This window comes from Haloarcula sp. H-GB5, from assembly GCF_054850705.1.
In genome coordinates this window covers 551,586-574,789 of the sequence record NZ_JBTWBG010000002.1, presented here as the reverse complement: position 1 = coordinate 574,789, position 23,204 = coordinate 551,586, and the positions used below count along the sequence as shown (strand labels likewise).

At 64.0% G+C, this 23,204-nt stretch carries 23 protein-coding genes and 2 tRNA genes; 1 reads left to right on the top strand and 24 read right to left on the bottom strand.

Going from position 1 to position 23,204, the window contains the following annotated elements:
- Positions 1–18: 18 nt before the first annotated feature.
- Positions 19–2,466 (top strand): PAS domain S-box protein, encoded by a 2,448-nt coding sequence (locus ACYJ11_RS10925; RefSeq protein ID WP_461647784.1) that lies wholly within the window; start codon positions 19–21, stop codon positions 2,464–2,466.
- Here ACYJ11_RS10925 and ACYJ11_RS10920 read toward each other — a convergent pair.
- The 24 genes from ACYJ11_RS10920 to ACYJ11_RS10805 all read right to left on the bottom strand — a co-directional run bounded on the left by ACYJ11_RS10920 (position 2,453) and on the right by ACYJ11_RS10805 (position 23,091).
- Positions 2,453–4,192: a glutamate--tRNA ligase gene (locus ACYJ11_RS10920; protein WP_461647783.1), complete on the bottom strand. Its 1,740-nt coding sequence runs from the start codon at positions 4,190–4,192 to the stop codon at positions 2,453–2,455. The genes ACYJ11_RS10925 and ACYJ11_RS10920 overlap by 14 nt on opposite strands.
- 773 nt (positions 4,193–4,965) lie before the next feature.
- Entirely contained in the window at positions 4,966–5,901 is a 936-nt protein-coding gene (locus ACYJ11_RS10915) for an ArsA family ATPase (RefSeq protein WP_461647782.1), read from the bottom strand.
- Positions 5,902–5,988: 87 nt separating this feature from the next.
- Positions 5,989–7,029 (bottom strand): geranylfarnesyl diphosphate synthase, encoded by a 1,041-nt coding sequence (gene idsA3 / locus ACYJ11_RS10910; RefSeq protein WP_461647781.1) that lies wholly within the window; start codon positions 7,027–7,029, stop codon positions 5,989–5,991.
- A gap of 4 nt (positions 7,030–7,033) precedes the next feature.
- Positions 7,034–8,380, bottom strand: a complete 1,347-nt coding sequence (locus tag ACYJ11_RS10905; RefSeq protein WP_170098231.1) for a ribonuclease J — start codon at positions 8,378–8,380, stop codon at positions 7,034–7,036.
- 264 nt (positions 8,381–8,644) lie between these two features.
- Positions 8,645–10,126 (bottom strand): hypothetical protein, encoded by a 1,482-nt coding sequence (locus ACYJ11_RS10900; RefSeq protein ID WP_461647780.1) that lies wholly within the window; start codon positions 10,124–10,126, stop codon positions 8,645–8,647.
- Between the two features lie 171 nt (positions 10,127–10,297).
- Positions 10,298–11,050 (bottom strand): isopentenyl phosphate kinase, encoded by a 753-nt coding sequence (locus ACYJ11_RS10895; RefSeq protein WP_461647779.1) that lies wholly within the window; start codon positions 11,048–11,050, stop codon positions 10,298–10,300.
- Positions 11,047–12,030: a mevalonate kinase gene (mvk, locus tag ACYJ11_RS10890; protein WP_170098234.1), complete on the bottom strand. Its 984-nt coding sequence runs from the start codon at positions 12,028–12,030 to the stop codon at positions 11,047–11,049. The genes ACYJ11_RS10895 and mvk overlap by 4 nt, the downstream gene beginning before the upstream one ends.
- A 55-nt stretch (positions 12,031–12,085) precedes the next feature.
- The gene (locus tag ACYJ11_RS10885; RefSeq protein WP_461647778.1) at positions 12,086–14,266 is read right to left on the bottom strand and encodes a PAS domain S-box protein; all 2,181 of its coding nucleotides are present in this window, start codon (positions 14,264–14,266) and stop codon (positions 12,086–12,088) included.
- A gap of 374 nt (positions 14,267–14,640) precedes the next feature.
- Positions 14,641–15,978 carry a cytochrome P450 gene (locus tag ACYJ11_RS10880; protein WP_461647777.1) on the bottom strand — a complete coding sequence of 446 codons (1,338 nt, stop codon included), beginning with the start codon at positions 15,976–15,978 and terminating at the stop codon, positions 14,641–14,643.
- A gap of 70 nt (positions 15,979–16,048) precedes the next feature.
- Positions 16,049–16,429, bottom strand: a complete 381-nt coding sequence (locus ACYJ11_RS10875) for a DUF5518 domain-containing protein (protein WP_461648434.1) — start codon at positions 16,427–16,429, stop codon at positions 16,049–16,051.
- A 58-nt stretch (positions 16,430–16,487) separates the two neighbouring features.
- A complete protein-coding gene (locus ACYJ11_RS10870) occupies positions 16,488–16,871 on the bottom strand; it encodes a DUF5518 domain-containing protein (RefSeq protein WP_461647776.1) in 384 nt (127 codons plus the stop codon).
- A gap of 100 nt (positions 16,872–16,971) precedes the next feature.
- On the bottom strand, positions 16,972–17,790 hold the full coding sequence (rpsB, locus tag ACYJ11_RS10865; RefSeq protein ID WP_004593551.1) for a 30S ribosomal protein S2: 819 nt from the start codon (positions 17,788–17,790) through the stop codon (positions 16,972–16,974).
- A complete protein-coding gene (eno, locus tag ACYJ11_RS10860; protein WP_170098239.1) occupies positions 17,787–18,992 on the bottom strand; it encodes a phosphopyruvate hydratase in 1,206 nt (401 codons plus the stop codon). Before eno ends, rpsB begins: the two co-directional genes overlap by 4 nt.
- A 2-nt stretch (positions 18,993–18,994) precedes the next feature.
- Complete coding sequence (locus ACYJ11_RS10855) at positions 18,995–19,168, bottom strand: DNA-directed RNA polymerase subunit K (RefSeq protein ID WP_004516796.1); 174 nt, start codon at positions 19,166–19,168, stop codon at positions 18,995–18,997.
- Positions 19,165–19,365 carry a DNA-directed RNA polymerase subunit N gene (locus ACYJ11_RS10850; RefSeq protein ID WP_004516797.1) on the bottom strand — a complete coding sequence of 67 codons (201 nt, stop codon included), beginning with the start codon at positions 19,363–19,365 and terminating at the stop codon, positions 19,165–19,167. The genes ACYJ11_RS10855 and ACYJ11_RS10850 overlap by 4 nt, the downstream gene beginning before the upstream one ends.
- A gap of 12 nt (positions 19,366–19,377) precedes the next feature.
- Positions 19,378–19,776: a 30S ribosomal protein S9 gene (locus ACYJ11_RS10845; protein ID WP_004516798.1), complete on the bottom strand. Its 399-nt coding sequence runs from the start codon at positions 19,774–19,776 to the stop codon at positions 19,378–19,380.
- Positions 19,770–20,207, bottom strand: coding sequence for a 50S ribosomal protein L13 (locus tag ACYJ11_RS10840; RefSeq protein ID WP_004593558.1), 438 nt, complete (start codon positions 20,205–20,207; stop codon positions 19,770–19,772). The genes ACYJ11_RS10845 and ACYJ11_RS10840 overlap by 7 nt, the downstream gene beginning before the upstream one ends.
- Entirely contained in the window at positions 20,204–20,554 is a 351-nt protein-coding gene (locus ACYJ11_RS10835) for a 50S ribosomal protein L18e (RefSeq protein WP_004516800.1), read from the bottom strand. Before ACYJ11_RS10835 ends, ACYJ11_RS10840 begins: the two co-directional genes overlap by 4 nt.
- A gap of 24 nt (positions 20,555–20,578) precedes the next feature.
- Positions 20,579–20,663: transfer RNA gene (locus tag ACYJ11_RS10830), tRNA-Leu, on the bottom strand.
- A gap of 104 nt (positions 20,664–20,767) precedes the next feature.
- Positions 20,768–21,547 carry a DNA-directed RNA polymerase subunit D gene (locus ACYJ11_RS10825; protein WP_004963344.1) on the bottom strand — a complete coding sequence of 260 codons (780 nt, stop codon included), beginning with the start codon at positions 21,545–21,547 and terminating at the stop codon, positions 20,768–20,770.
- Between the two features lie 3 nt (positions 21,548–21,550).
- Positions 21,551–21,940, bottom strand: a complete 390-nt coding sequence (locus tag ACYJ11_RS10820; protein ID WP_005535604.1) for a 30S ribosomal protein S11 — start codon at positions 21,938–21,940, stop codon at positions 21,551–21,553.
- The gene (locus tag ACYJ11_RS10815; protein ID WP_004593562.1) at positions 21,937–22,452 is read right to left on the bottom strand and encodes a 30S ribosomal protein S4; all 516 of its coding nucleotides are present in this window, start codon (positions 22,450–22,452) and stop codon (positions 21,937–21,939) included. The genes ACYJ11_RS10820 and ACYJ11_RS10815 overlap by 4 nt, the downstream gene beginning before the upstream one ends.
- A complete protein-coding gene (locus tag ACYJ11_RS10810) occupies positions 22,452–22,985 on the bottom strand; it encodes a 30S ribosomal protein S13 (RefSeq protein ID WP_005535607.1) in 534 nt (177 codons plus the stop codon). Before ACYJ11_RS10810 ends, ACYJ11_RS10815 begins: the two co-directional genes overlap by 1 nt.
- Positions 22,986–23,006: 21 nt before the next feature.
- A tRNA-Ser gene (locus tag ACYJ11_RS10805) sits at positions 23,007–23,091 on the bottom strand.
- Positions 23,092–23,204: the final 113 nt, after the last annotated feature.

Genomic DNA, 23,204 nt, shown 5'->3' with positions numbered 1-23,204 from the left:
GCAATAAACTGTGGAACGATGTACGGCCGCTTTGTGACGGTTCTGTGGGTCCTGGCGGCTCTTTCTGCGGTCTTTCTGTTGCTCGCATGGCGCAAGCGCGAGGAGCCTGGCGGGACGCCGATGGTGGTGTTTCACCTCGCTCTAGCGGTCGGTGCGGCCAGCTACGCCGTCGACATCACTGCGACGACGCTGTCGACGCAGTTGCTTGCCCGGCAGGTCGCGACCATCGCGCAGGGTGCGGTTGCCATCGCGTGGCTGTCCGCCGCACTGCAGTACGCCGACTTCGACCGAACGGTGACGCGGCGAGCCGTCGGGCTACTATCGCTTGACCCAGTGTTGCTGGTGGCCGTGTTTGTCTTTCCGGGCGTCTCGTTGTTCGACCTCCCACCCAGCGGCTCCGTGGGGTCGCTGGTGGTGGCACCCGGGACTGGCCTCACGGCAGTGTTTATCGCCCACATGGCAACGATTCTGATCGCGGCGCTTGCCGGAACAATCGTTCTCATACAGTTGTTCGTCCGCTCGCGACACCTGTACCGAACACAGGCCGCGGCCGTCCTCGTCGCGGCGCTGGCCCCGTGGACCATTGCGCTGACCCAGCAGTACTTCCTACAGATCCCCGAGGATGCCACGATTTTCGCCTGGGGCGTCTCCGGAATAGCGATGACGACCGGCCTCTACACGTTCAAGACACTCGACCCAGTCCCGGCGGCGCAAGAAACTATCGTCGAACAGATGGGCGACGGAACGCTCGTCGTGGACACCGACGGCCGCATCAGCCATGCAAATCCGGCGGCCGAAACCCTCCTCGCTGGCCCCGAGGAGACGCTCGTGGGCCAGCAGGTCGACGCCGTCATTTCGACCTGGGACAGTCTCGCGATTGCGGACGACGGGCAGTCGGACTGGTCGGAACTCGCACTTTCCGTGGACGGTCAGCAGCGGTTCGTCGAACTCGAAGTGACGCCGTTTACCGACCGGTTCGATGGGCTCGTTGGCCGGCTCGTCGTTCTCCGAGACGTCACGGAGCGGAAGCAACGCGAGCAACGGCTGGCGCAGTACAAGACGATTTTCGAGGGCGTCAGCGAACCCGTCTACGTCCTTGACGAGCACGACCAATTTGTTACGTACAACGACCCGTTCGCCGAGCTGGTCGGCACCGTCGAGGACAGTCTCGTCGGCGAGCGCTTCGAGACAGTGCTGGGACAGATGGAAACCGAGCCGCTGGACGACGGCTCGGCGGAGTTCCTGATCCGGACCGCTACCGGCGAACAGGTCCCCTGTGAAGTCGACGCGGCGGACATCGAACTGGCTGGCGGTGAGTCCGGCCGCGTCGGCATCGTCCGAGATATCTCGCGGCGAAAGGAAATCGAGTCCGAACTCGCAGTGACGACTGAGCGGCTCGAAACGCTGGTCGAGGCTGCCCCGGTCGCGATCGTTGCGCTTGACGCCAACGCGACGGTCGAGGTCTGGAACCCCGCCGCGACGGAGCTGTTCGGCTGGCGTGCCGACGAAGTGTTGGGCGACAGGGTTCCGGTTATCCCGGAGGAGAACCGACGGCGGACGGCCGAACGTCACGCCCGGGTACTCGAAGGCGAGCGCCTGTCGGGCCACGAGACGAAACTCGAACGAAAGGACGGAAGCCGTGTCGACGTGAGCCTTGCCGCCGCACCGATTCGCGACCTCAGGGGCTCCGTGGTCGGCAGCGTCTCTGTGGTGACGGACATCACCGAGCGGAAGCGTCGGGAGCGACAGCTGGAACGCCAGAACGAACGGCTGGACGAGTTCGCCAGCCTCATCTCCCACGACCTCCGGAACCCCCTGCAGGTCGCCAGTGGCCACTTGGAGCTGGCCTCGCAGGACGCCGGCTCGGAAGTGCGCGAGTCGATAACGGCCGCGGCGGATGCTCTGGACCGAATGGAGGGGCTAATCGACCATACCCTGACGCTTGCCCGCGAGGGGCGTGACATCAGCGACCCCGAACCGGTGGCGCTTCGGGAGACGTTCGTACAGGCGTGGAACGCCGCACCCACGAACGCGGCCGAGCGACGGATTCGGGACCCACCAGAACGCGTGCTGGCCGACCGTGAACGGCTGGCCGAACTGTTCCAGAACCTCATTCAGAACGCCGTGGAACACGGCAGGGACGACTCCACGCCCGAAGCAGGCCCGGCGACCGACGGTGCAGGGACGGTTACCATCACGCTCGGCGCTACCTCAGATGGGTTCTACGTTGCCGACGACGGCCCGGGGATTCCGCCGGACCAGCGCGACGACGTCCTCGAATCGGGCTACAGTACCGACGACGACGGCACCGGGTTCGGTCTGGCGATAGTAGAGACGATTGCCGAGGCCCACGGCTGGGAGCTAACGGTCACCAACAGCGAAGACGGCGGTGCTCGCTTCGAGTTCAGCGGCGTCGAGACAGAGGACCCGACCACGGACCGCGACGACAGCCTCAGGGATGTGTAAAGTACGCGACGGACTCCGCTTCGGCCTCGTCGGCAACCTCGTCGAGTCGGGCGAAGCCGATACGCTCGAACTGCACCACGTCGTCAGCGTCGTAGCCGAGCAGTCCCGGTTCGGCCACGCCTGACACGTCGCCGTCCATCGTCCGGAGGCGGAGCCGTGGGCCGTCGGCCGGTGCCCAGTGAATCACGTCGACGCCCTCCTCGCGGACAGCGTCGATGTCGTCGCCGGTGTACTCGAAGGCATCGCGAGTGTGGCGTACACAGCCGTACCCCTTGAGCCAGATGCGCTCGCCGTGGTCCGGCAAGTCGTCGCCCTCGACGGCGACGCCGTTCGTCACCGGAATCTCGCGGCGGCCACGCTCCTCGTAGTCCGGGTGCAGCGGCGGTTCGCCGGCGTCCGGCCCGCCAACGATCTGACGCTCGACGAGGCCACCGTGATCGTCGCTGTCCCGGACGAAGAACGCCCGGTCCGAGTCGTCGTCGATGAGATCGCGGTTGTTCGAGTAGATAGAGGACATCGCCAGATCGACGTTCGAGGTGGACGTGCCCAACTGAATCATCGCATCGACGACGGCCTCACCGCGGATGCCGCGCCGTTCGAGGCTGGCGACGGTCGGCGCTCGCGGATCGTCCCAGCCCGCCAGTTCATCATCCTCGATGAGTTCGGCGATGCTCGACGTTGAGAGCGGCACGTCGTAGGCGTCGACCTGAACGTGGCCCCAGTGGATGACTTCGGGGTACTCCCAGTCGAAGTAGTCGTAGACGAACTGCTGGCGCTTCGCGGAGTCCTGCAGGTCGATGCCGCGGATGATGTGCGTGACACCCAGCAGATGGTCGTCCAGCCCGCTCTGGAAGTCGAGCATCGGCCAGCAGCGGTACTCTTCGGCCGCTTCGCGCGGATGGGGTGTGTCGACCATCCGGAACGCGACGAAGTCCCGCAGCGCGGGGTTTTTGTGCGTGATATCAGTCCGGACCCGCAGCACCATCTCGCCGCTGTCGTACTCGCCGTCGACCATCGCTTCGAACTCCGAGCGCGTGGTCTCGGCGTCCTTGTCGCGGTGGGGACAGGCCTCACCGTTGTTCTTCAGGTCGGAGAACTCACCCTGCGGACACGAGCAGGTGTAGGCTCCGCCTTTGTCGATGAGTTCGCGGGCATACTCGTAGTACGTCTCGACCCGGTCGCTGGCGTTGACTACGTCGTCAGGTTCGAAGCCCAGATAGTCGATGGCGTCCAGAATCGCGTCATAGGCGTCGAGGTCCGGTCGCTTCGTCTCGGGGTCGGTGTCGTCGAAGCGGCAGATGAACTCCCCGTCGTAGCGCTGCTTGTACGTGCCGACGACGGCAGCCATCCGTGCGTGGCCGATGTGCCACGGGCCGTTGGGGTTGGGCGCGACGCGCATTCGAACGGTGTCGTAGTCGTCGGCGTTGGGCAGGTCCGGCAGCGGGTGGTCCTCGCCCTCGTCCTCGCTCTCCAGTTCTTCGAGCTTCTCCGGAGCGAGTTCGGCCAGCCGCTCGCGTCGCTCGTCGGCGTCCATCCCGTTGACCCGCTCGACGACCGGCGCGATGACGCCCGGAATCTCGTCGCCGTACTCGCGGAACTCCGGGTTCTCGCCCATGAGCGGGCCCATTATTGCGCCGACCTGTGCCTCGCTGTCGTGTTTGACCGCGTTGAGGAGGGCGTTTGTCTCCGCTGCCTCCGTGATTCGGTCTCGCAGCTCGTCGTCCATTACCGGGACCTGCGACTGGGAGGGTCAAAACGCCGTCGGGTTGGGTCAGCTATGGGGGCGGGGTGTCAGCAAGCAGTTCACGTAGCCCTATGTCGACAACGATTCGTTTCACTCAGTACGGGGTGCAGTCACACTGGTTAGTACAGCGAGCACCGTCAACAGCCCACACTGGTGGAGACGGTCCGAGAATCGACTGTTCCGTTGCTATCGATACGGATTTCTGCAAACCGGGAATTACAGTCGAAATGGTCAGTTGTTACTGGGTACGTTCCAGTCGTCTGTGTTGACTCGTCCGTCACTGTGAGGAGGTACCCTGGAGATGGAATTTCTAACCAAAGTGTCCCGTTCGGTGGGAGTGTTTCTGTACGGGTTACGACTGAAGAGTCGCTATCATTATGTACTAGTTCGACGGATACGGTTTGATTCATCGGGCTAGCATTCCAAACCTGAATCGGCAACCCATTCCCAGTTGTACCGACTTGGATGACGACAGAGGGGTCGGCTTTCGTTCCTTGGTATGGTGCTGGAACAGATGGATCAATCGTCGGCGTGTCAGTCGTCGTTACATCTGGCGGGCCGCTGTGGGCAGAAAGGGTTGGAAACAGGAGTAGCGAAGCTACGATGCCGACAGTAATAATGAGAAACACCGCAAGAAGCGGACGCAGATTCATGACGCAAGCAACTCATCTCTGGCCGCATGTGTTTTCCGGTTGGTACGTTCGCAGACGGGCTGTGTATTCTACGCAGGACGGTTCCCCGCAAACGAAGAGTGGTCACTCAACAGCACCCAACGAGTCCGCGACCTGCTCCAGCGAGGCCAGTCCAGTTACCTCGCCGGACTGGTCGGGAATCGTCCAGATATCCAGTTCGGAAAGCGACTCCCGAAGCCGCGCGATAGCATCTTCCTGAACCGCCTGCCTACCCTGACACCGCTGACAGTCGTCGGCGTCCTCGATGACCTTGTTCACGACGAGCGTCGTCACCGGCACATCGAACTCACGGAGCTTCCCGACCAGCCGCTCCGTCTCGCGGACGGCCATCGTCTCGGGGATGCTGACGACCCGGAACACGGTCTGTTCGGGGTCCCGAAGCACCGTGCCGACCCGCTCCATCCGTTCGCGCATCTCGGTGAAGTCGTCCGGGCCGTCGTCGCGCCGGCTCGCCATCGGGCCGAACATCATCGTCCGAGCGGTGTTGACCTTCCGGCGAACTTGGTCCCGGAGATCCATCGCCGTCGCGACGCCGCGGTCCATCACCGACGGGAGGTCGAGCAGTCGGAGCGTGTGGCCAGTCGGTGCGGTGTCGAACACCACGCGATCCCAGCGGTCGCTCTCGATGTACGTCGCCATGCCCTCGATAGCCGCCAGTTCGTCGCTGCCGGGCATCACGCCGGTGGTGAACAGGTCGGCGATCTCCTCTTCGTCCATCCGAATGCCGGCGTCAGAAAATTCCGACGCCAGCGCCTCGAACAGCGATCGGTAGCGGTCGATGCCGGTCTGTGGGTCGACCTCGACACCCCACAGCCCCGACCGGATTTTTGTCGGGTCGCCGCCGACCTCGGTCTCGACGGCGTCGGCCAGCGAGTGGGCGGGGTCGGTGGAAACGACCAGTGTCTCGTGGCCTGCCGCCGCCAGCTGGTGGCCCGTCGCTGCCGCCACAGTCGTCTTGCCCACACCGCCCTTGCCGCCGTAGAGGAGGAATCGGGTCACAGGTGTCGCTAGGGAACGACGTGTCTTAGTTGCTGACCAGCACCAGTCAGGGTCGAAGCGACGCGAGAAAACTGACCGCAGGCGCGCTCAGTAGTCGCGCTCAACGAGGTAGTTCGCGATGCCCTCAAGCAGGTAGCGGGCCTCGTTGTCCGGGAGGACTTCGAGGTTCTGCTTGCCGCTCGCGATGAGGTCCTGCCCGGTCTGGCGGGCATATTCGATTGAGCCCACCTCTCGGAGGCGCTCGACGGCGGCGTCGATTTCGGCTTCCGAGACGGCCTCGACGGAGTCCGTATCGATCAGATCGCCGACATCGACACCCTGCTGGCGAGCGTGCAGCGTCACTAACGTCTGCTTTTCTTCCACGAGGTCCGAGCCTCGTTGCTTGCCGAGTTTCTCCGAGGGAGTCGTCAGGTCCAGCAGGTCGTCCTGAATCTGGAACGCACGCCCCACGTCGAGCCCGTAGTTGTACAGGGCATCGACCGTCTCCTCGTCGGCCCCCAGCAGCGTGGCCGGAATCGAGGCGGCCGCGCCGTACAGCACGGCCGTTTTGAGTTCGACCATCTCCAGATACTCTTCTGGCGTGACGACCTCGCGCTGCTCGAACTCGATGTCGAGGGACTGACCCTCGCAGATGCGGGTACACGTCGTCGCGAGTCGCTTGTTGGCCTCGACGGTCCGTTCGTGTGCCGCGCCCGTTCCGAGCAGGAACTCGAACGCTTTCGAGTACAGCGTGTCGCCGGCGAGAATCGCCGTCGAGAGGTCGTACTCTTTGTGGACGGCCGGCACTCCGCGGCGGAGCGCGTCGTCGTCCATGATGTCGTCGTGGATGAGCGTGAACGTCTGGATGACCTCGATGGCGAGGGCAGCCGACATCATATCGGCCTGCCCGCCTTCGAGGGTCGGGAAGTCACGGTAGTCTGCCGTCAGCGGGTCGACATCGAGCAACGACTCCGCGACCAGCAGCAGGACCGTCGGGCGGAGTCGTTTCCCGCCCGCGTCCAGCAGGTATCGCGACGCCTCGTAGAGGTGGTCCGGCTTCTGGACCGGAAGGTCCTCGGGGAGGGCGTCGTTGACCCGGTCTCGTCGGGCGACAATCGCGTCTTCGACCTGCTGATGGCGTTCGGACATCGATTTACTCGGTGAGCTTGATCATGTTGCCGTTGCGGGTGATGTGGAGGTCCCGTCCGGCTTTGTAGCCCATGTCTTCGGCGAGGTCGACGTACGGTGCGAACCCTTCGAGGCTCTGGTGGGCTGGAATGATGTTCTTCGGCTGGAGCGCCTCGATCATTTCATAGTGGCCCTCCTCGCGGAGGTGGCCCGAGACGTGGATATCGTCGTATATGCGGGCGCCCTGCATACCCAGGAGCTTCTCGGACTGGTAGCGCTGGCCCTCGTTGGTCGGCTCCGGAATGACCCGGGCCGAGAAGATGACCTTGTCGCCGTCGTCTAGCTCGTAGGGCGTCTCGCCGCGGCCCATGCGGGTGAGCATCGCGCGTGGCTCGCCCTGATGGCCGGTGACGATTGGGAGGAAGTTCTCCTTGCCCTCGTTCATGATCCGCTTGAACGTCCGGTCAACGGACTTGCGGTGGCCGTACATCCCCAGGTCCTCGGGGAAGTCGACGAAGTCGAGCCGTTCGGCGGTGCCGGAGTACTTCTCCATCGAGCGGCCCAGCAGCACCGGCTGGCGGCCGATATCGTCGGCGAACTCGACGAGGCTCTTGACACGAGCGATGTGTGAGGAGAACGTCGTTGCGACGATACCGCCGTCGTAGTCGGCCACGCTGTCCATCACGTCTTTGAGGTGGCGACGCGCCACGGACTCGGAGGGCGTGCGGCCCTTCTTGCCCGCGTTCGTACAGTCCTCGATGTAACAGAGGACGCCCTCGCCCTCGCGGCCGATCTCGCGGAACCGCTTCATGTCGATGGGGTCGCCGATGACCGGCGTGTGGTCCATCCGCTTGTCCAGCCCATAGACGACCGACCCTTCCGGCGTGTGGAGGACGGGGTTGATAGCGTCGATGATGGAGTGGGTGACGTTGACGAACTCCAGTTCGTTGCGCTCGCCGATAGACATCGTCTCACCGGCGTCCATCTTCACGAGGTCGTTCTGGACGCCGAACTTCTCCTCGCTCTTAATCTGCTGTTTGACGAGTTCGATGGTGAACGGCGTCGCGACGATAGGTGCGTCGTAACGGTGGGCGAGCTTGGATATCGCGCCGATGTGGTCGAGGTGACCGTGTGTCGGCACGATAGCCTTCACGTCGCCTTCCAGGTCGGACATGACCCGGTCGTCCGGGATGGCACCCATGTCGATGAGGTCCAGCGAGTGCATCCGTTCCGTTTCGACGTTGTCGTGAATCAGTACCTTCGAGAGGTTCAGGCCCATGTCGAAGATGACGACGTCGTCCCCTGCACGGACGGCCGTCATCTGTCGGCCTACAGCCTCGTAACCGCCAATTGTCGCAATTTCGACTTCCATGGTTGTAGCTCCGAGTGGAAAGCCGGCCGCGGGCATCCGGTGGGGCACGGCAACGACGGTATCTGCAATGTAGGCGACTTCGTCCGCGTCGGCGCTCCAGGCCAGTCGGGTACGCCCGTAGCCTGTGCAACCGCAGTGGGAGGGACTTCCGTCCCGCAACTTACATCCGCCGTCTGCCGGCCGCCGAACCGCAGTCCACGGGCGGCCGTGCGCTCGGTTACGTCGGTCTACAACGGCGCTTCTTAAAACGGTGTGGGTTCGTCGCTACTCGTCGTCTAGGGGGTCCGAGAGCGGATCATCGTCACTGGAAACGTCGAAGCCAGTGACATCGTCGTCTGCGAGCGTCGAGTCTTCGTCAGCCGTCGCATCCGTGTCCTGGGACTCCGCATCGCCCTGTACGCTTTCGTCAATCTCGGCTCCAGATTGGTCGGTATCAGCGCCGCCGAACAGATCGTCCGTCGTCCGTGGGCCACCGGACGTGTCCGTCTCACCGGAGTCATCGAGTAGTCGGGTGTCCCGAGTCACGGCGTCGTGCTGGTCCGCTTCGTCAGCATCGGATGAGTCGACGCCGGTGGGTTCGGTATCGGCTTCAGGTTCGGTGTTCCGGTCGTCGGCTGGTGCTGGCTCGTCCTCCCCCCAGTCGTCAGCCGCCGCGGGTTCCCCGCTTCCCGTGTCGAACTCCGCAGGGTCCGGCGGCGTCCATTCCTGCGGTTCCGTGCTCGGCTCCGGTTCCTCGGCGGTGTCCTCAGTAAGTAGGTCGCGGTCCGACTGCTCGCTGGGTTCGGACTGGGGTTCTACTGTTTCCGAATCGCGAGCGAGATCCGTCGGGGATGGCTCCGCAGTGGTATCGTCCACCGCCTCAGGGTCCGGTCCGGCAACGTTTTCGGTCGGCTGTTGCTCCGATGTCTGTTCGTCCTGGGCCGTCGTGGCTGTCTCCACTGCGTCTTCGTCTGTCGCCGGGGCCATCGTCTCGTCGGCCGACGGTGGTTCTGACGTGTCGTCGGCTTCCAAGGGGCCCATATCTGTCACTGAGGTATCGTCTGCCACCGGCTCATCAGCCGTCGCCGGGTCAGCATCCTTCAGCGGATCTTCGTCGGCCGCCGTCACCGCAGCGTCGTCGATCCCGGCCGCCGCAGTGTCGGACGTAGCAGACGACGTTGCCGCGTCGGAAGGGTCGGAGTGTTGCTGTGCGGATGCGTGGATTCCCGATTCTCCGGACGCATCAGTGTCCGGTTCGGAGTCAGCAACCGGTTCCGACACTTCGGGCTCGTCGGTCGCCGGCTCGGAAGCCGCCGGGTCGGTATCCTGGGAAACCGCCGGCTCAGGCCCAGCCGGCTCTGGCGTCGGCTCGTCGGACTCCGAAGCCGGTTCGGTAGCGGGTGCAACACTGCCATCGGTTGATTCAGTTGCTGGCTGGTCGCTTGCCGAGGAACTGGCGGCTGCCACATCGCTCGCATCACGCCGTGCTGTCTGTGCCGCGAGCGTTCCCGCCATCGTTGCGTCGGCGATGAGCTTGTGGGTCAAGCCGAGCACGCCGGAGAGCAACAGGAGTCCACCGAGCGCCCCGACGACGATGCCGAGTACCGCACGATAGCCCGCGTTCCCAGAGAGCGAGCCGAGCGAGCCGTTCTGTATCAACACGTACCCTGCAGCGATGAGGCCGCCACCGACGCCGGCGACGACAAGCAATATCCCGAGAAACCTCGTTCCGTATCGATAGACGTCGGTCAGACCTACTGCAGACATAGTCGCATAATTGATAACAGAGGACAAATATGTTACGACAGTTGATGAAGTGATATTTAATTTACTAGTCTGTCGAGACTGAGCAGATTTACCGCTTCGTCAGCCAGAGTTGGCTCGATATCGACGACATCACGCGCCGGGACGGACCAGTCGCCGACAGCAGTAGCAGTCTCACAAGTCGTCATCACCAGCGATAGTCGTCCCCGGATTCTCACCGGCGAGAAAGGCGGGAAGTGCGTCAGGACCGAACACGAGTGCCGGGGCCGAGAGTGCGAGCAGCGCACGGACCTTCCCGGCCATCCCACCCGAGACGTCCGTCGCGTCGCTTCCACCCAGCGCCGATTCGACGGCCTCGAACGTCTCGATACGGTCGATAACAGCCCCGTCCTCATCGAGAACACCGGGAACGGTCGAGCAGACGCCGACGCGATCCGCGTCGACGGCGGGCGCGAGTTCGACGACCAGTTCGTCACCGCTCAGGACCGTCGCGCCCGCACCGGCGTGTGCAACGAGGTCGCCGTGGAGGACCGGGACGAACCCCTCCGACAGCAGCGTCGTGACCTGCGCTGTCGGCAACGAGAGGTCGCCGTCGGCGTCGCGTGCGCCCGCCGAGAACGGATGGACCGGAACGGCCGGAACACCTGCCTCGGAGAGCGCATCTACGACGGCGGCGTTGAGCCGGCACATCGCGCCGTGGATGGCCTGCACGCCGTCGACATCGTGAGTCCCCTCGGTCGTACTAACGCCATATTCGGCGGCGTGGTGGTGGCCGAAGCTCCCGCCGCCGTGGACGACGACGATATCCTCGCCGACTGCCGAGTCGGCGACAGCCGACACTGCGTCCGACAGGGCAGCCCGGTCAACCGTCTCGGGCTCGTCTTTCTCTGTGATGACGCTCCCGCCGAGTTTGAGGACGACCGTCATTCCTGCCGGACTCCGTCGGTGTCCAGTTCGGCCCGGAAGACGTCCTCACATCCCGGCGTGTACTTCAGCGCGGTGAGCGCGTCGTCCGTCTCGTCCAGCGCGACGATACAGCCACCGCCACCGGCCCCGGTGAGTTTCGCGCCGTGTGCGTCGGCGTCGCGGGCCGCCCACACCATCGAGTCCAGCGACCGCGAGGAGACGCCCAGCGCAGAGAGCAGTCCGTGGTTGAAATCCATCAGTTCACCGAGCCGTTCGTAGTCGCCCGTTCCAAGCACTGACTCCCCCTCACGGACGATGTCGCCGATTGCCGCGACGGTGTCGGCGGCAAAATCGTACTTCCCGCGCAGGTCCCGGACGCCAGCGACCAGTGCCCCGGTATCGCCAGCTCCGCCGTCGTAGCCGATGACGAAGGGCAGGGTGTCGATGCCGTCCAGCCGCCGGCAGTCGTCGCCCTCCACGCGGACCGCTCCGCCCATCGCCGAGCAGAACGTGTCCGCACGCGAGGCCTGCCCGTCCTGAACCGCGTGTTCGACCAGATAGGCGCGGTCGGCGATCTCGCTTGCCGACAGTTCGACACCGAGTTCTCTCGTCGCCGCGTCGATTGCGGCGACGACGAGCGCGGCCGACGAGCCCAGCCCCGCCCCGAGCGGGATGTCGCCCTCGACGGATATCTCGAAGCCCGCTTCAGGCGCATCGGCCGCGTCACGGGCCTGTGCGACCGCTTCGTTGACGTATCCCATCCCGGCCTCGACGAGCGATTCGGCGACATCCACGTCCGGATGGCTCTCCCCGTCACCGGAGTATTCGACGGTAAAGCCGTCCAGTTGCAAGTCGTTCGCGTGAATGCGCAATCCCTCGTCGATCTCGGTTGCCGTCACGTGCACCCGTCGCTCGATGGCGCAGGGCACCGCCGGCTCGCCGTAGACGACCGCGTGCTCCCCGAACAGGTACACCTTCCCAGGAGCGCTCGACGTGACCATACCCGCCCGTGTGCACCCAGGGCGTTAGGCGTTTTCGGAGTCGACAGTCGGAGCCCTATTCGGACACAGTGTCAACGTCGGTAAATTCGAACCGTGCGCCGCCGTCGGTCCCACTGACGACCCGGACCGTCCAGCCGTGGGCGTCAGCGACCTGTTTCACGATGCTTAGGCCGAAGCCCGTCCCCTCGGCTGCTGTCGAGTAGCCGGCGTCAAACACGTCTCCGTGGTCGGCCACAGGGATGCCGTGACCGTCGTCCGCGACGTAGAAGCCGTCGGCCAGTTCGCCCACGGTCACGGTCACGTCGTCACCGCCGTGTTCGATCGCGTTGCGGACGAGATTCTCGAACAGTTGGCGGAGGCGGCTCTCGTCGGCGCGGATGGGTCGGGCTATGTCAGTGCGGAGCGACGCGGCTTTCGTGTCGACGTTTTGCCAGCACGTCCGGACGAACGGTTCGAGGTCGACCACGACGGGCGACGCAGGTGACGCGCCGTCGCGCGCGAGCGTGAGCAGGTCGTCGATGAGCGTATCCATTCGCTGGTGTGCCCCGTCGATGGCGTCGATATGCTCGCTATCGGACTCCTCACGGAGGAGTTCGAGCTGTCCGCGCGCGACGGTCAGTGGGTTCCGCAGGTCGTGGCTGACGACGCTGGCGAACTGTTCGAGCTGTTCATTTTGCTGTTCGAGTTCCTGCTCGCGTTCCTTGCGCTCCGTGATATCGCGGCTGATCGCCAGAAACCGGTCGTCGCCGTCGAGGCTGAGTCGGAGCAGATGTACTTCGACCGGCATCGTCGACCCGTCGCGGCGTTCGTACAGACCTTCGAACTTGCGGCGCTCGTCGATACTGAACCCGGAAAGCTGGGTCTGCACGTCCTCGGCGTCGAACTTCCGGTCGAACTCCCAGATCGGCCGTCCAAGCACCTCGCTTTCGTCGTACCCCAGTTCCGCGCAGAACCGCCGGTTCACGTCGCAAATCGTGCCGTCGGCGTCTAACACGTCGATCATGTCAGGCGAGTTCTCGAAGAGGGCTTCGAGCCGCGACGACGTTTCCTCTAACCGTTTCTCACGACGTTTCCGCTCAGTGATATCCTGCTGGAACCCGACGTAGTTGACGACTGTGCCGTCTTCGTCGCGAACCGGCGCGATCCGAACCCGATTCCAGAATTCCGTCCCATCCTTTCGATAGTTCCGGAGTTCGACCGACACCTGCTCCCCTGCGTCGATAGCGTCCCGTAGTGCGTCGACAGGCTCCGGGTCGGTGTTCTCGCCCTGGAGTATTCGGCAGTTCTTCCCGAGCAGCTCCGGGAGCGAGTAGCCAGTCAGCTCGCGGTAGTGGTCGTTAGCGTAAATCAGCGGATTGTCCAGCCGGTTGGGGTCAGTGATGGTGACGCCGACCGGGGCCTCGTCTATCGCGCGTTTGTTCCGGAGTAGCTCCCGTTCGCGCTCTTTCTGCTCGGTAACATCACGAGCTACGCCGACGATGCCGTCGATAGTACCATCGACGACCAGCGGCGTTAGTTGGTACGCGACCACCGCGTGTCCGTGGCCGGGGAACTCCGTTTCGATTTCGCCGCTAAGTTTCTCCCGCGTTCCGTCGAGCAGTTCCTGGTACCAGTCTGTCTCACCCTCGGCTCGAATACGCGGAACGAGTCTACTGGTCTGTCCTTCGAGCTCATTGCGCGTCGTGTCGTACCACTCTGCGATGGTCTCGTTGACGATTTCGAACCGGTCTTCGGCATCGTAAATACAGGCTGCCTCCTGCATGGAGTTGACCATCCGCTCGTAGCTCTGGAGCGCTCGGTTCCGCTCGCTGACCGCCTGCTGTGAGCGGGAGTGGTCGACGGCGCCTCTGATTCGGTTCACCAGCCCGGCATACTGTTCAGCACCCGGCTCTTTCCTGAGGTAGTCCGTGACACCGGCCGAAATTGCCTCGCTGGCGACTGCCTCGCTCCCCTGTGCGGTGTAAATAATAAACGGCAGGGCCGGGTACTCGTCGCGGACCGTTTCCAGAAGCTCGATACCGTTCCGTTCGGGCAGGTCGTAGTCGGAGACGAGGCAGTCTACGGTATCGTCAGCCAACCTCGCCACAGCTTCGGTAGCAGTACGCACCGTTTCGACCGTGAGACTGTCGCACTCACGTTCGAGAGCCGTCGACAGCGTCACGGTGTCGTCCGAATCGGTGCCAACGTAGAGGATCTTGACTCTGGCGTCCCCGACGCCAGCGGTTTCAGGCGTCATTCGGAATCCCGTTCAAGTCCGGTGGTTGCGCCGGGATAGCTATCACTCCACTGACCAAGGATTACCGGAGCGATGTAGCTCTGCGAACGGTCTATAGACAGGGCCGGGCGCAGGACGACTGCAAACAGCGTGTGACGATTGTCGCCAGAGATGGTCTGCAGCAGTGTCATGATGGGTAGGTAATTAGTTGCGGTCGTGGTCTTCCCGTAGTGACCGAGGCTGAAATCGGTCACCGGTGCGACGTGCAGGGCCGCTGTTCTTGCACGCTTACACGGGACTCTGCAGTAAATAGCTGGTGACCAAATCAACTCTCACGCCGAACCTACTCTGTAGCAACCGGCAACGACGCCGGAGCGGTCGTGTCGGCGTGCGTGTTACCGTTCCTGCACGCGCATGGACATTTTCTGCCGGGGATGGGCGGTCAGCGACGGCAACAGCTCAAGGGGTGTCTCCCCCTGGAACTCCAGTCGGTACTGGCTGGCCGTCGTTGCGGTGATGAGTTGCGCTTCGAGCATGGCGAGGTGCTTCCCGATGCAGTGGCGCGGGCCACCACCGAACGGGAAGTAGGCGAACCGCGGGCGTTCGCTGGCCCGCTCGGGCTTCCAGCGCTCCGGGTCGAACGTCTCGGGGTCGTCGTAGAACCGCTCGGAGCGGTGAACGCCCCACTGTGGGACCATCAGCGTCGTTCCCGCCTCGACCTCGTAGCCGGACAGGGTCACGTCCTCGGTCGGCTCCCGGAAGATGGTGTACACGGGCGGGTAGAGCCGCATCGCCTCTTGGATCACCCATTCGAGGTAGTCCAGTTCGCGGACGTGTTCCATTCCCGGCCGGTCGTCGCCGATGACCTCGTCCAGTTCCTCGTGGACGCGCTGTTCGACCTCGGGATGTTCCGACAGCAGGAACCAAGTGTAGGTCAGCGTCAGTGCCGTCGTGTCGTGGCCCGCAAGCAGCATCGTCATCATCTCGTCGCGGAGTTGCTCGGGCGACTGGTTCCCCTCGTCGCGGGCACGCAGGAGCACCGACAGGAAGTCCATCGGACCGTCCTCATCCGTCCCGAGCGAGTCCTCGCGGACCTCGATAATGTCGTCCAGCACCTCGTCCAGCGTCCGCACGGCGCGGTTGAACTCGGCGTCGTCGGGCATTGGCATCCACTCTGGCATGGCGAACCGGATGGGGTCCGGTTCGAACCGTTGACCCAGCGGCAGCAGTTGCTCCTCGATGGTCTGGACTCGCTGCTCGGAGAGTTCAACGCCCATCATCAGGTCCAGAATCACGTCTAGCGTGACCCGGGTCATCGACTGCTCGGCGTCGATGACATCACCGTGTGACCAGTCGGCGATACGGTCCTCCGCGTGGTCGGTGATACGGTCGGCCATCCCCGACAGTCGTGCCATCGAGAACGCGGGGTTGGCGAGCTTTCGCTGCTGCTCCCACGTCTCGCCTTCGCTCAACAGCAGTCCGTCACCCAGCAGATCCCCGAGCGCATCTCCCTGAAAGTCGGGTTTGCGGAACCGGTCTGCCTCCGAAACCAGCACGCGCTCGATTGCTGTCGGGTCACAGAGCATAACCGTATCCATCGGCCCCATGTCGAATCGGGCCACGTCGCCGTAGGCCCGCTCCAGCGCCGAGATGAACCGGAACGGGTCCCGAGCGTACGTGCGACTACTGCCGAACAACGGTTCGCCCTTCGGTCCGGGCGGCGTCTTTGACATCGACTACCGTTAGTGTCGGACACGCTTGAATGGTATGCCAAATGTCGGGAAGAGAGCGGTTCAGGCACGTTTAGAGCCAGCGATCGGCGTCTAGTTGCCAGTCGGTGTGTCCCCTTACCCAGACGCCGCCGAGACCACCAAGGGCACTGAGACCGACAGTGTACAGCAGAAAGAACACGAACACGAGCACCAGAAACAGGTCGTATCCGGGTGCTCCGGGCGGAATCCCGAACCCGAGGAGGCCGGCGATGTACAGCGCCGGAATGAAGAGGGCAAGCAGGGGGACCATCGCGCAGACGCCGGCCAGCGTTCCCAGCCAGAGCCCCGTCCAGTAGCCGCCGCCGTTGTTCGCCGCGGCCACAGCACCGCCAGCCACGGATGAAAAGGGGATAAACGACAGTGCAACCGTCACCAGTGCCCCAATACCGGCGTTTGTCACCGACTCGCGCATATGCGTTCGCAGTAGTGGCGGCCGCAGTGATGTAGTTACCGACAGCGCAACTGGCCAGTCAGTCGCCGATGGTCGTGTCATACTTGACGTAGTTACCCAGCCAGCCGCCGAGGGCGCTCAGACCGAGGAAGTACGCGGCCGTCGTAAGTGTTCCCAGTACGAGTACGAACAGCCCCATCGCGCCGAACACGCCCAGAGCATCGGGAACGAACGCCAGCAACGCGGCCAGAAAGACGAATACGACCACGAAGAAAACCAGCGAGATGACCAGTCCGATGACGCCGGACAGGAACCCGACGCGAACCCCGTCGGCTCGCTCACCGCCTTCGAGATAGCCGGCGAGGCCACCACCGAGCAACGGCGCGAGCGGGACGAACCCACTCAACAGCGCAGTCGCAACGGCACCGATAACGGCGTTGACAAAGGTGTCTCTCTCTCCCATTGCCCGGAGCTACTCCGGGGCTCGTGGTAGGTTTTGTGTTGGTGTTTCCGGCGTTGCGACTCGCGCCCCAGTATTGAGAAAACGAAACAGTTCAGCGACGTTAGAGGTCGGACTCGAAGTCGTCGAGTCCGTACGTCGGCTCGGCACCGCGGCGGTCGAGCGTCTCGTTGGCCAGCAGCCAGTAGACGACCGACAGCGCTTTGCGCCCCTTGTTGTTCGTCGGGACCACCAGATCGACGTTCGACGTGGTGTTGTTGGAGTCACACATCGCGATGACCGGGATGCCGACCGTGATGGCCTCCTTGACAGCCTGGGCGTCACCGATCGGGTCGGTGACGACCACGATGTCAGGCTCGATGTAGCCGTCGTAGTCGGGGTTGGTCAGCGTGCCGGGGATGAACCGGCCGGTGCGGACGCGTGCGCCGATCGCTTCGGCGAACTTCTCGGCCGGGAACCGGCCGTACTGGCGCGACGACGCGGCCAGGATCTGCTCCGGCTCGTAGTTGGCCAGGAAGTCCGCGGCAGTGCGGATGCGCTCGTCGGTCATCGAAACGTCCAGCACGTAGAGCCCGTCGGTCCGGACGCGGTGGATGAACCGCTCCATGTCCTGGGTCTTCTGCTGGGTCCCGATGTGGACACCGGCACCGAGGTAGTCCTCGACAGGAATGAGGAGGTCAGCTTCCGACTGCTCGTCGGGCATGACGTCCTCGTCCAGCTGTGGGCCGGCGGCCTCGTCGGCGTCGGCCGCTTCGTCGGCGTCCGTGTCGTCGGTTGGTTCGGCCTCTGTCGCCTCTTCGGCGTCGTCGGCGGGCTGTTCGGCTTCCGTTTCGGTCTCCGCGTCGACCGCTTCGTCGTCCTCGTCGGACGGGTCGAAGTCGGAATCGGACGCGTCGAGACCTTCTTTTTCGTTGCCGCTCATACTGCGTTGTCCTCGATACGGATTAGTTCGTTCAGCTTGGCTGTGCGCTCGCCGCCGACCGCGCCGGTCTTGATGAACGGTGCGTCAGTGGCGACAGCGAGGTGTGCGATCGTCGTGTCTTCCGTCTCGCCGCTGCGGTGGGAGACGACGGACTCGTAGCCGCTTGCCGTCGCCAGTTCGATGGCGTCGACAGCGTCGGTGAGCGTCCCGATCTGGTTCGGCTTGATCAGGATGGAGTTTCCGGCGTCGGCGTTGATACCGGCCTGCAGGCGCTCGACGTTGGTGACGAACAGATCGTCGCCACAGACGAGCGTCTGGTCACCGACCTGTGCGGTCAGGTCCGCGAAGGCCTCGTAATCGTTCTCGTCGAGTGGGTCCTCGACGTAGACGAGGTCGTACTCCTCGACCTTCCCGGCGATGTACTCTATCTGCTCTTCGGTGGACTTGACGCCGTCGTCGTAGACGTAGCCGTCCTCCTCATCATCGTAGAGTTCCGCGCCAGCGACATCAAGGCCGAACGAGATTGCGAAGCCGAAGTCGTCGGCGACAGTCTCGACGGCCTCGTCCATGATCTCGAACGCTTCGTCGTCCGAGACGGACGGTGCCCAGGCCCCTTCGTCGCCCTTGCCCGCTGGCAGGTCGCGATCGGCCAGAATGTCGTGGACCTCCTGGTGGACCGCAGCGTTGGCGAAGACAGCCTCTTCGACGCTCGGCGCGCCGACGGGAGCCGCGAGGAACTCCTGAATGTTGGTTGCATCCGCGGCGTGCTCGCCGCCACCGATGATGTTGCCCAGCGGCGTCGGGTACTCGTTGCCCCGGAACGTGCCGCCGAGATGCTGGTACAGCGGTGCGCCCAACACGTCGGCCCCGGCCTTGGCGGCCGCCATCGAGATGGCGACGGCGCTGTTGGCTCCGATGCCGGAGAAGTCGTCGGTGCCGTCGGCGGCGTGGAGCGCCGCGTCGACATCGCGCTGGTTCCCGGCATGGACCTCACCGATGAGTCGCGGGAGTGCCTCCTCGCGGGCCTTGGCGATGGCCTCGTTGGCGGGGAGCTCGATGGCCTCGTACTCGCCCGTGCTTGCGCCGCTCGGTGCCTTGCCACGACCGAAGCCCCCACTCTCGGTGAGGACGTCGGCCTCGACAGTCGCGTTCCCGCGGGAGTCGAGGACGCGGCGGAGTCGGATGTCAGTGATGAGCGTCATCGTTAGTCACTCCTGTTGACCGTAAACGGTAGGACGCCAGCGTCGTACTCCTCGGCGGCGATGAGTATCGGCTGGGTGTGTTCCGTCTCGATGAGCACGGGAGCACCGTGGGCCAACTGCAGCGCTCGCGCGCCGAGCTTGCGGGCCTTCTCGTAGCGGCTTTCCTGTGCGTTCATTGGTAGGGTGAGACGATGTCGACGAGGTCTTTGTGCGAGACGAGCATCCGGCGACAGCAGTGCCGCTCGACGCCGAGTTCGTCGAGAACCTTCTCCGGGTCCTCAGGCTCCTCGGCCTCGCGGGTGCGGGCCTTGAACTCCTCCCAGTGCTCGCCGACGACGTTACCGCACGTGAAACACCGAACCGGTACCATCATACCTGTATCACCTTAGCGGTACGATTTCTGGTAGCGGGCCCGCGCACCGGGGCCGCCCCACTTCTTGGGTTCGGACTGGCGAACATCGTTGACCAGCAGCGAGCGATCGAACTCCATGAACGCGTCACGGAGTTCGGCATCGTTAGTGTGGTCGACAAGTCCGCGAGCGATGGCGGTTCGGGCGGCATCTGCCTGCCCCATGACGCCGCCACCTTCGACGGACACTTCGACGTCGACCTCGCCGCGGAGATCGTCCTCTGCGATGCGGAACGGTTCCAGCATCTTGAGCTGCGCCAGCTCGGGGTCGACGAGTTCGACCGGCTGCGAGTCGATACGCACGCGGCCCTCGCCCTCACGAACGGTTGCGCGGGCGACGGCGGTCTTCTTCTTGCCAGACGTGTTCGTTACCATGTCTTGTTCGCTCCAAGCGTTTCGCTGATCTCGCCCAGCGTGACGAACTTGATGTTCGACAGTCGGTCAAGCGACGTGCCGTCTAGGACCTCGCCATCCTCGTCGTATGGGTTGCCGAGGTAGACACGGACGCTCTCGAACGCCTCGCGGCCACGCTGCTTCTTGTGGGGCAGCATGCCACGGATGGTGCGTTTGAAGATGCCGTCCGGTCGCTTGGGGTAGAAGTACCCGTTGTCGTTACCGATGTCGACACGTTTCTCGTACTTTTCTACGATCTGCTCCTCTCGGCCGGTGATCACGGCGCGTTCGGCGTTGACGACGGCGACCGTCTCGCCGTCGAGTGCCTGTTCGGCGACCTGTGATGCGACGCGGCCCATGATACAGTCGCGGGCGTCAACGATGACATCCGCGTCGAATTCTGCGACGCTCATCGGATCACCCGGACGTGGGAGCCTTCTGGGTTGTTTTCGATTGCCTGTTCGAGTGATACAGCCTCTCCAACCTGGTCGATCTTCGTCTCGGCGGTTCCGGAGAAGTCGACAGCGGCGACGGTGACGTCCTTCTGCAGGACACCGGAGCCAAGCACCTTGCCGGGCACAACAACGGTTTCGTCCTCCTGGGCGTATCGTTCGATACGGCCGAGGTTGACTTCCGCGTGTGTGCGCCGTGGCTTTTCTAAGCGCTCGGCGACGTCGCCCCAGACAGCACCGCCCGAACTGCGGGCGGCTGACTTCAGGTCGGCGATGAGACTACTGAGTCTCGGGTTCGTCTTACTCATATGATTCCTCCGTTGTGGGAAAAGTGCAGGGAGCAGGATTTGAACCTGCGGACCCCTACGGGACAGCGCCCTGAACGCTGCGCCGTTGGCCAAACTTGGCTATCCCTGCGCGCGATTGTTCGTTTTGCGTGCCCCGTAAAACCCCTTTCGGTCCTCGCGCTCGGGGAGCGGGCGGTCATCGGTAGTGGTGGGGTGTGTCGGGGCATTGTATCGTTACAGCTGGACTGCGTCTTTCAGTTCGGTCGCGCGGTCACGCAGCGTCTCGACCGCGCGCAGGACCAGTTCCTCGGTGGTGAACGACCCGTCCGTCTCGACGTGGAACACGAACGCGTTCGGCACGTCCGAAACCTCGACGTCCTTGCCGGGGTAGCGGTTCCGAAGGTCGTTGTCGAACTCGTCTGTCGCGACAAGTTCGCCGTTGGTGGCGTCGCCGGCGGCGTGTTCGGCCGCCTGCTCTTCGATGACGCCACGCAGGATGTTCGGGTCGTCGTCCTCGAACTCGCCGAGGTCGCCGACGACCTCCACCTGCTGGAGGTGTCGGTAGCCGACGGCCACGCCGCCCTGATGTTTGGCGTGTTCCCGACCGGTATCGAGGACGGCGTCGGCCTCGACTTCGAGACGTTGGCCCTCCTTGAGATCGATTATCGGGATGTTGTCGTCGGCGGCCTCGACCATCGGGTCCGAGGAGACGAGGTCGCTGGAGTAGGCCGTGCTCGGCCCGTCGACGGACAGTGACAGCGTCACCTCGTCGCCGATCTCGAAGTCGTCGAGGTCGGTCGTCAGCGGGACCAGTCCCAGTCGGAGACCGATCTGCTCGTTGAACATCACGCTGGTGTTCTCGATGACGCGGACGGTGTCGATACTGAACGTCGGCACGTCCGCGACCATCGCTCGCCGGATGCCGTTGGCGAAAGCCGGCGTGATGCCGCGCACGAGGATCCGCGCCTCGCGCTCGCCGCGTTCGACGAACTCAACCTCGTAGTCCTGTGTCATTGGTTAGAATCCGGAGTTCTTGGGTGCACGAGTGCCGTCGTGCGGGGTCGGCGTGACGTCCTCGATGCGACCGATCTCCAGGCCCGCTCGGGCGAGTGCGCGGATCGTCGCCTGCGCACCCGGACCGGGCGAGGTCTGGAGGTTGCCGCCGGGACCGCGGACCCGAACGTCGACGCCTTCGACGCCACGGTCGAGGGCCTTCTCCGCAACGACCTCGGCCATCTGCATCGCCGCGTACGGCGACGCTTCGTCGCGGTTCTGCTTGACGACCGTCCCGCCGGAGCTCTTCGCGAGCGTCTCCGCGCCGGTCTGGTCGGTGATGGTGATGATCGTGTTGTTGAACGATGCGTGCACGTGGGCGATGCCCCAGATGTCTTCGGTGTCTTCGCTCATTCTTGGGCCTCCGCGCGCTCAGGATGGAGTTCGTCCGACAGCGAACTGTGCTCGTCGAAGCCGACCGAGCTCTCGACGGCGGTTTCGACCGTCATGCCGGGTCGGGTGACGCGAGCGTCGTCCAGCACAATGTGTCCGTGGACGATGAACTGGCGCGCCTGTTCGGGCGTGTTCGCGTAGCCCTTGCGGTAAACGACCGTCTGCAGGCGGCGTTCTAGCACGTCGGTCACGTCAAGCGACAGCACGTCGTCGAGCTGGTCCTGCTCGTTGAGGATGCCGTAGCGCTTGAGCCGAGCGAGGAACTCCTCGGACTCGGTCTCGTGCTCGCCGGCGCTGCCCAGCAGCTTCCGGGCCTCACGGCGGTAGCCGCGGAGCTCGGACTGTGCGCGCCAGAGCTCTTCTTTGTTCTTCAGGCCGTAGCGGCCGATGAGGTTGGCCTCGTCGGCGATGCGCTCGCCCTGGAAGGGATGATTCGGCGTCTCGTAGAACTTCGTGTTTGAACCAAGCGCCATTATTCGTCATCCTCCGCAGCGGCTTCCTCAGCCTGCTCTTCCTTGATCGCCTCGACGTTGACGCCGATGGTCCCCTCCGTTCGGCCAGTGGACTTGGTACGCTGTCCACGGACCTTCTGGCCGCGCTTGTGGCGGACACCGCGGTAGGAGTCGATCATCTTCATGCGGTTGATGTCCTGCCGGCGGGTGAGCTGGAGGTCGTTGCCGGTCTCGTGGGTGGTCTCACCGGTGAAGTAGTCCTTCTGGTGGTTGGTCATCCACTCGGGCACATCGTCGGCGAAGTTCTCGACACGGTCGACGACGCGCTCGATAACGTCGTCGTCGAGCTTGCCGAAGACAGCGCGCCGGTCGACGTCCGCCTTTTGGGCGATAATTCGGGCGGCCCGGTGGCCGATACCGTTCAGTTCTGTCAGTGCTCGCTCGACGGATTTCGTCCCGTCAAGGTCTGTCTGTCCGATACGGACGAAATAGCGGATGTCCTCCTCCTCTTCAGCATCCGCGTCCTCGCCCGCGTTGGGGTCTTCTGCACTCATATGTAGGTACTGATGGGTGAGCGTCGTGGCGGGGATTCGAACCCCGGAGGCTGTACGCCACAGAGTTAGCAACCCTGCGCCTTGGGCCAGGCTTGGCTACCACGACACGCGTTCTATGACACTCGCGCCCGCAGCACGCGGACTCGGGGGCCGGTCCCCCTACACGAGTCTATCCGATTCTATTCCGGGGTTGTATTTAAACGCAACGAAGGGGGCCGG

Bases quoted from the DNA above. Each gene is read 5' to 3' on its own strand.
- ACYJ11_RS10925 (WP_461647784.1), top strand. From the start codon at position 19: ATGTACGGCCGCTTTGTGACGGTTCTGTGGGTCCTGGCGGCTCTTTCT.
- ACYJ11_RS10920 (WP_461647783.1), bottom strand. From the start codon at position 4,192: ATGGACGACGAGCTGCGAGACCGAATCACGGAGGCAGCGGAGACAAAC.
- idsA3 (WP_461647781.1), bottom strand. From the start codon at position 7,029: ATGTCCGAACGCCATCAGCAGGTCGAAGACGCGATTGTCGCCCGACGA.
- ACYJ11_RS10905 (WP_170098231.1), bottom strand. From the start codon at position 8,380: ATGGAAGTCGAAATTGCGACAATTGGCGGTTACGAGGCTGTAGGCCGA.
- ACYJ11_RS10900 (WP_461647780.1), bottom strand. From the start codon at position 10,126: ATGTCTGCAGTAGGTCTGACCGACGTCTATCGATACGGAACGAGGTTT.
- ACYJ11_RS10895 (WP_461647779.1), bottom strand. From the start codon at position 11,050: ATGACGGTCGTCCTCAAACTCGGCGGGAGCGTCATCACAGAGAAAGAC.
- mvk (WP_170098234.1), bottom strand. From the start codon at position 12,030: ATGGTCACGTCGAGCGCTCCTGGGAAGGTGTACCTGTTCGGGGAGCAC.
- ACYJ11_RS10885 (WP_461647778.1), bottom strand. From the start codon at position 14,266: ATGACGCCTGAAACCGCTGGCGTCGGGGACGCCAGAGTCAAGATCCTC.
- ACYJ11_RS10880 (WP_461647777.1), bottom strand. From the start codon at position 15,978: ATGTCAAAGACGCCGCCCGGACCGAAGGGCGAACCGTTGTTCGGCAGT.
- ACYJ11_RS10875 (WP_461648434.1), bottom strand. From the start codon at position 16,429: ATGCGCGAGTCGGTGACAAACGCCGGTATTGGGGCACTGGTGACGGTT.
- ACYJ11_RS10870 (WP_461647776.1), bottom strand. From the start codon at position 16,871: ATGGGAGAGAGAGACACCTTTGTCAACGCCGTTATCGGTGCCGTTGCG.
- rpsB (WP_004593551.1), bottom strand. From the start codon at position 17,790: ATGAGCGGCAACGAAAAAGAAGGTCTCGACGCGTCCGATTCCGACTTC.
- eno (WP_170098239.1), bottom strand. From the start codon at position 18,992: ATGACGCTCATCACTGACATCCGACTCCGCCGCGTCCTCGACTCCCGC.
- ACYJ11_RS10855 (WP_004516796.1), bottom strand. From the start codon at position 19,168: ATGAACGCACAGGAAAGCCGCTACGAGAAGGCCCGCAAGCTCGGCGCG.
- ACYJ11_RS10850 (WP_004516797.1), bottom strand. From the start codon at position 19,365: ATGATGGTACCGGTTCGGTGTTTCACGTGCGGTAACGTCGTCGGCGAG.
- ACYJ11_RS10845 (WP_004516798.1), bottom strand. From the start codon at position 19,776: ATGGTAACGAACACGTCTGGCAAGAAGAAGACCGCCGTCGCCCGCGCA.
- ACYJ11_RS10840 (WP_004593558.1), bottom strand. From the start codon at position 20,207: ATGAGCGTCGCAGAATTCGACGCGGATGTCATCGTTGACGCCCGCGAC.
- ACYJ11_RS10835 (WP_004516800.1), bottom strand. From the start codon at position 20,554: ATGAGTAAGACGAACCCGAGACTCAGTAGTCTCATCGCCGACCTGAAG.
- ACYJ11_RS10825 (WP_004963344.1), bottom strand. From the start codon at position 21,547: ATGACACAGGACTACGAGGTTGAGTTCGTCGAACGCGGCGAGCGCGAG.
- ACYJ11_RS10820 (WP_005535604.1), bottom strand. From the start codon at position 21,940: ATGAGCGAAGACACCGAAGACATCTGGGGCATCGCCCACGTGCACGCA.
- ACYJ11_RS10815 (WP_004593562.1), bottom strand. From the start codon at position 22,452: ATGGCGCTTGGTTCAAACACGAAGTTCTACGAGACGCCGAATCATCCC.
- ACYJ11_RS10810 (WP_005535607.1), bottom strand. From the start codon at position 22,985: ATGAGTGCAGAAGACCCCAACGCGGGCGAGGACGCGGATGCTGAAGAG.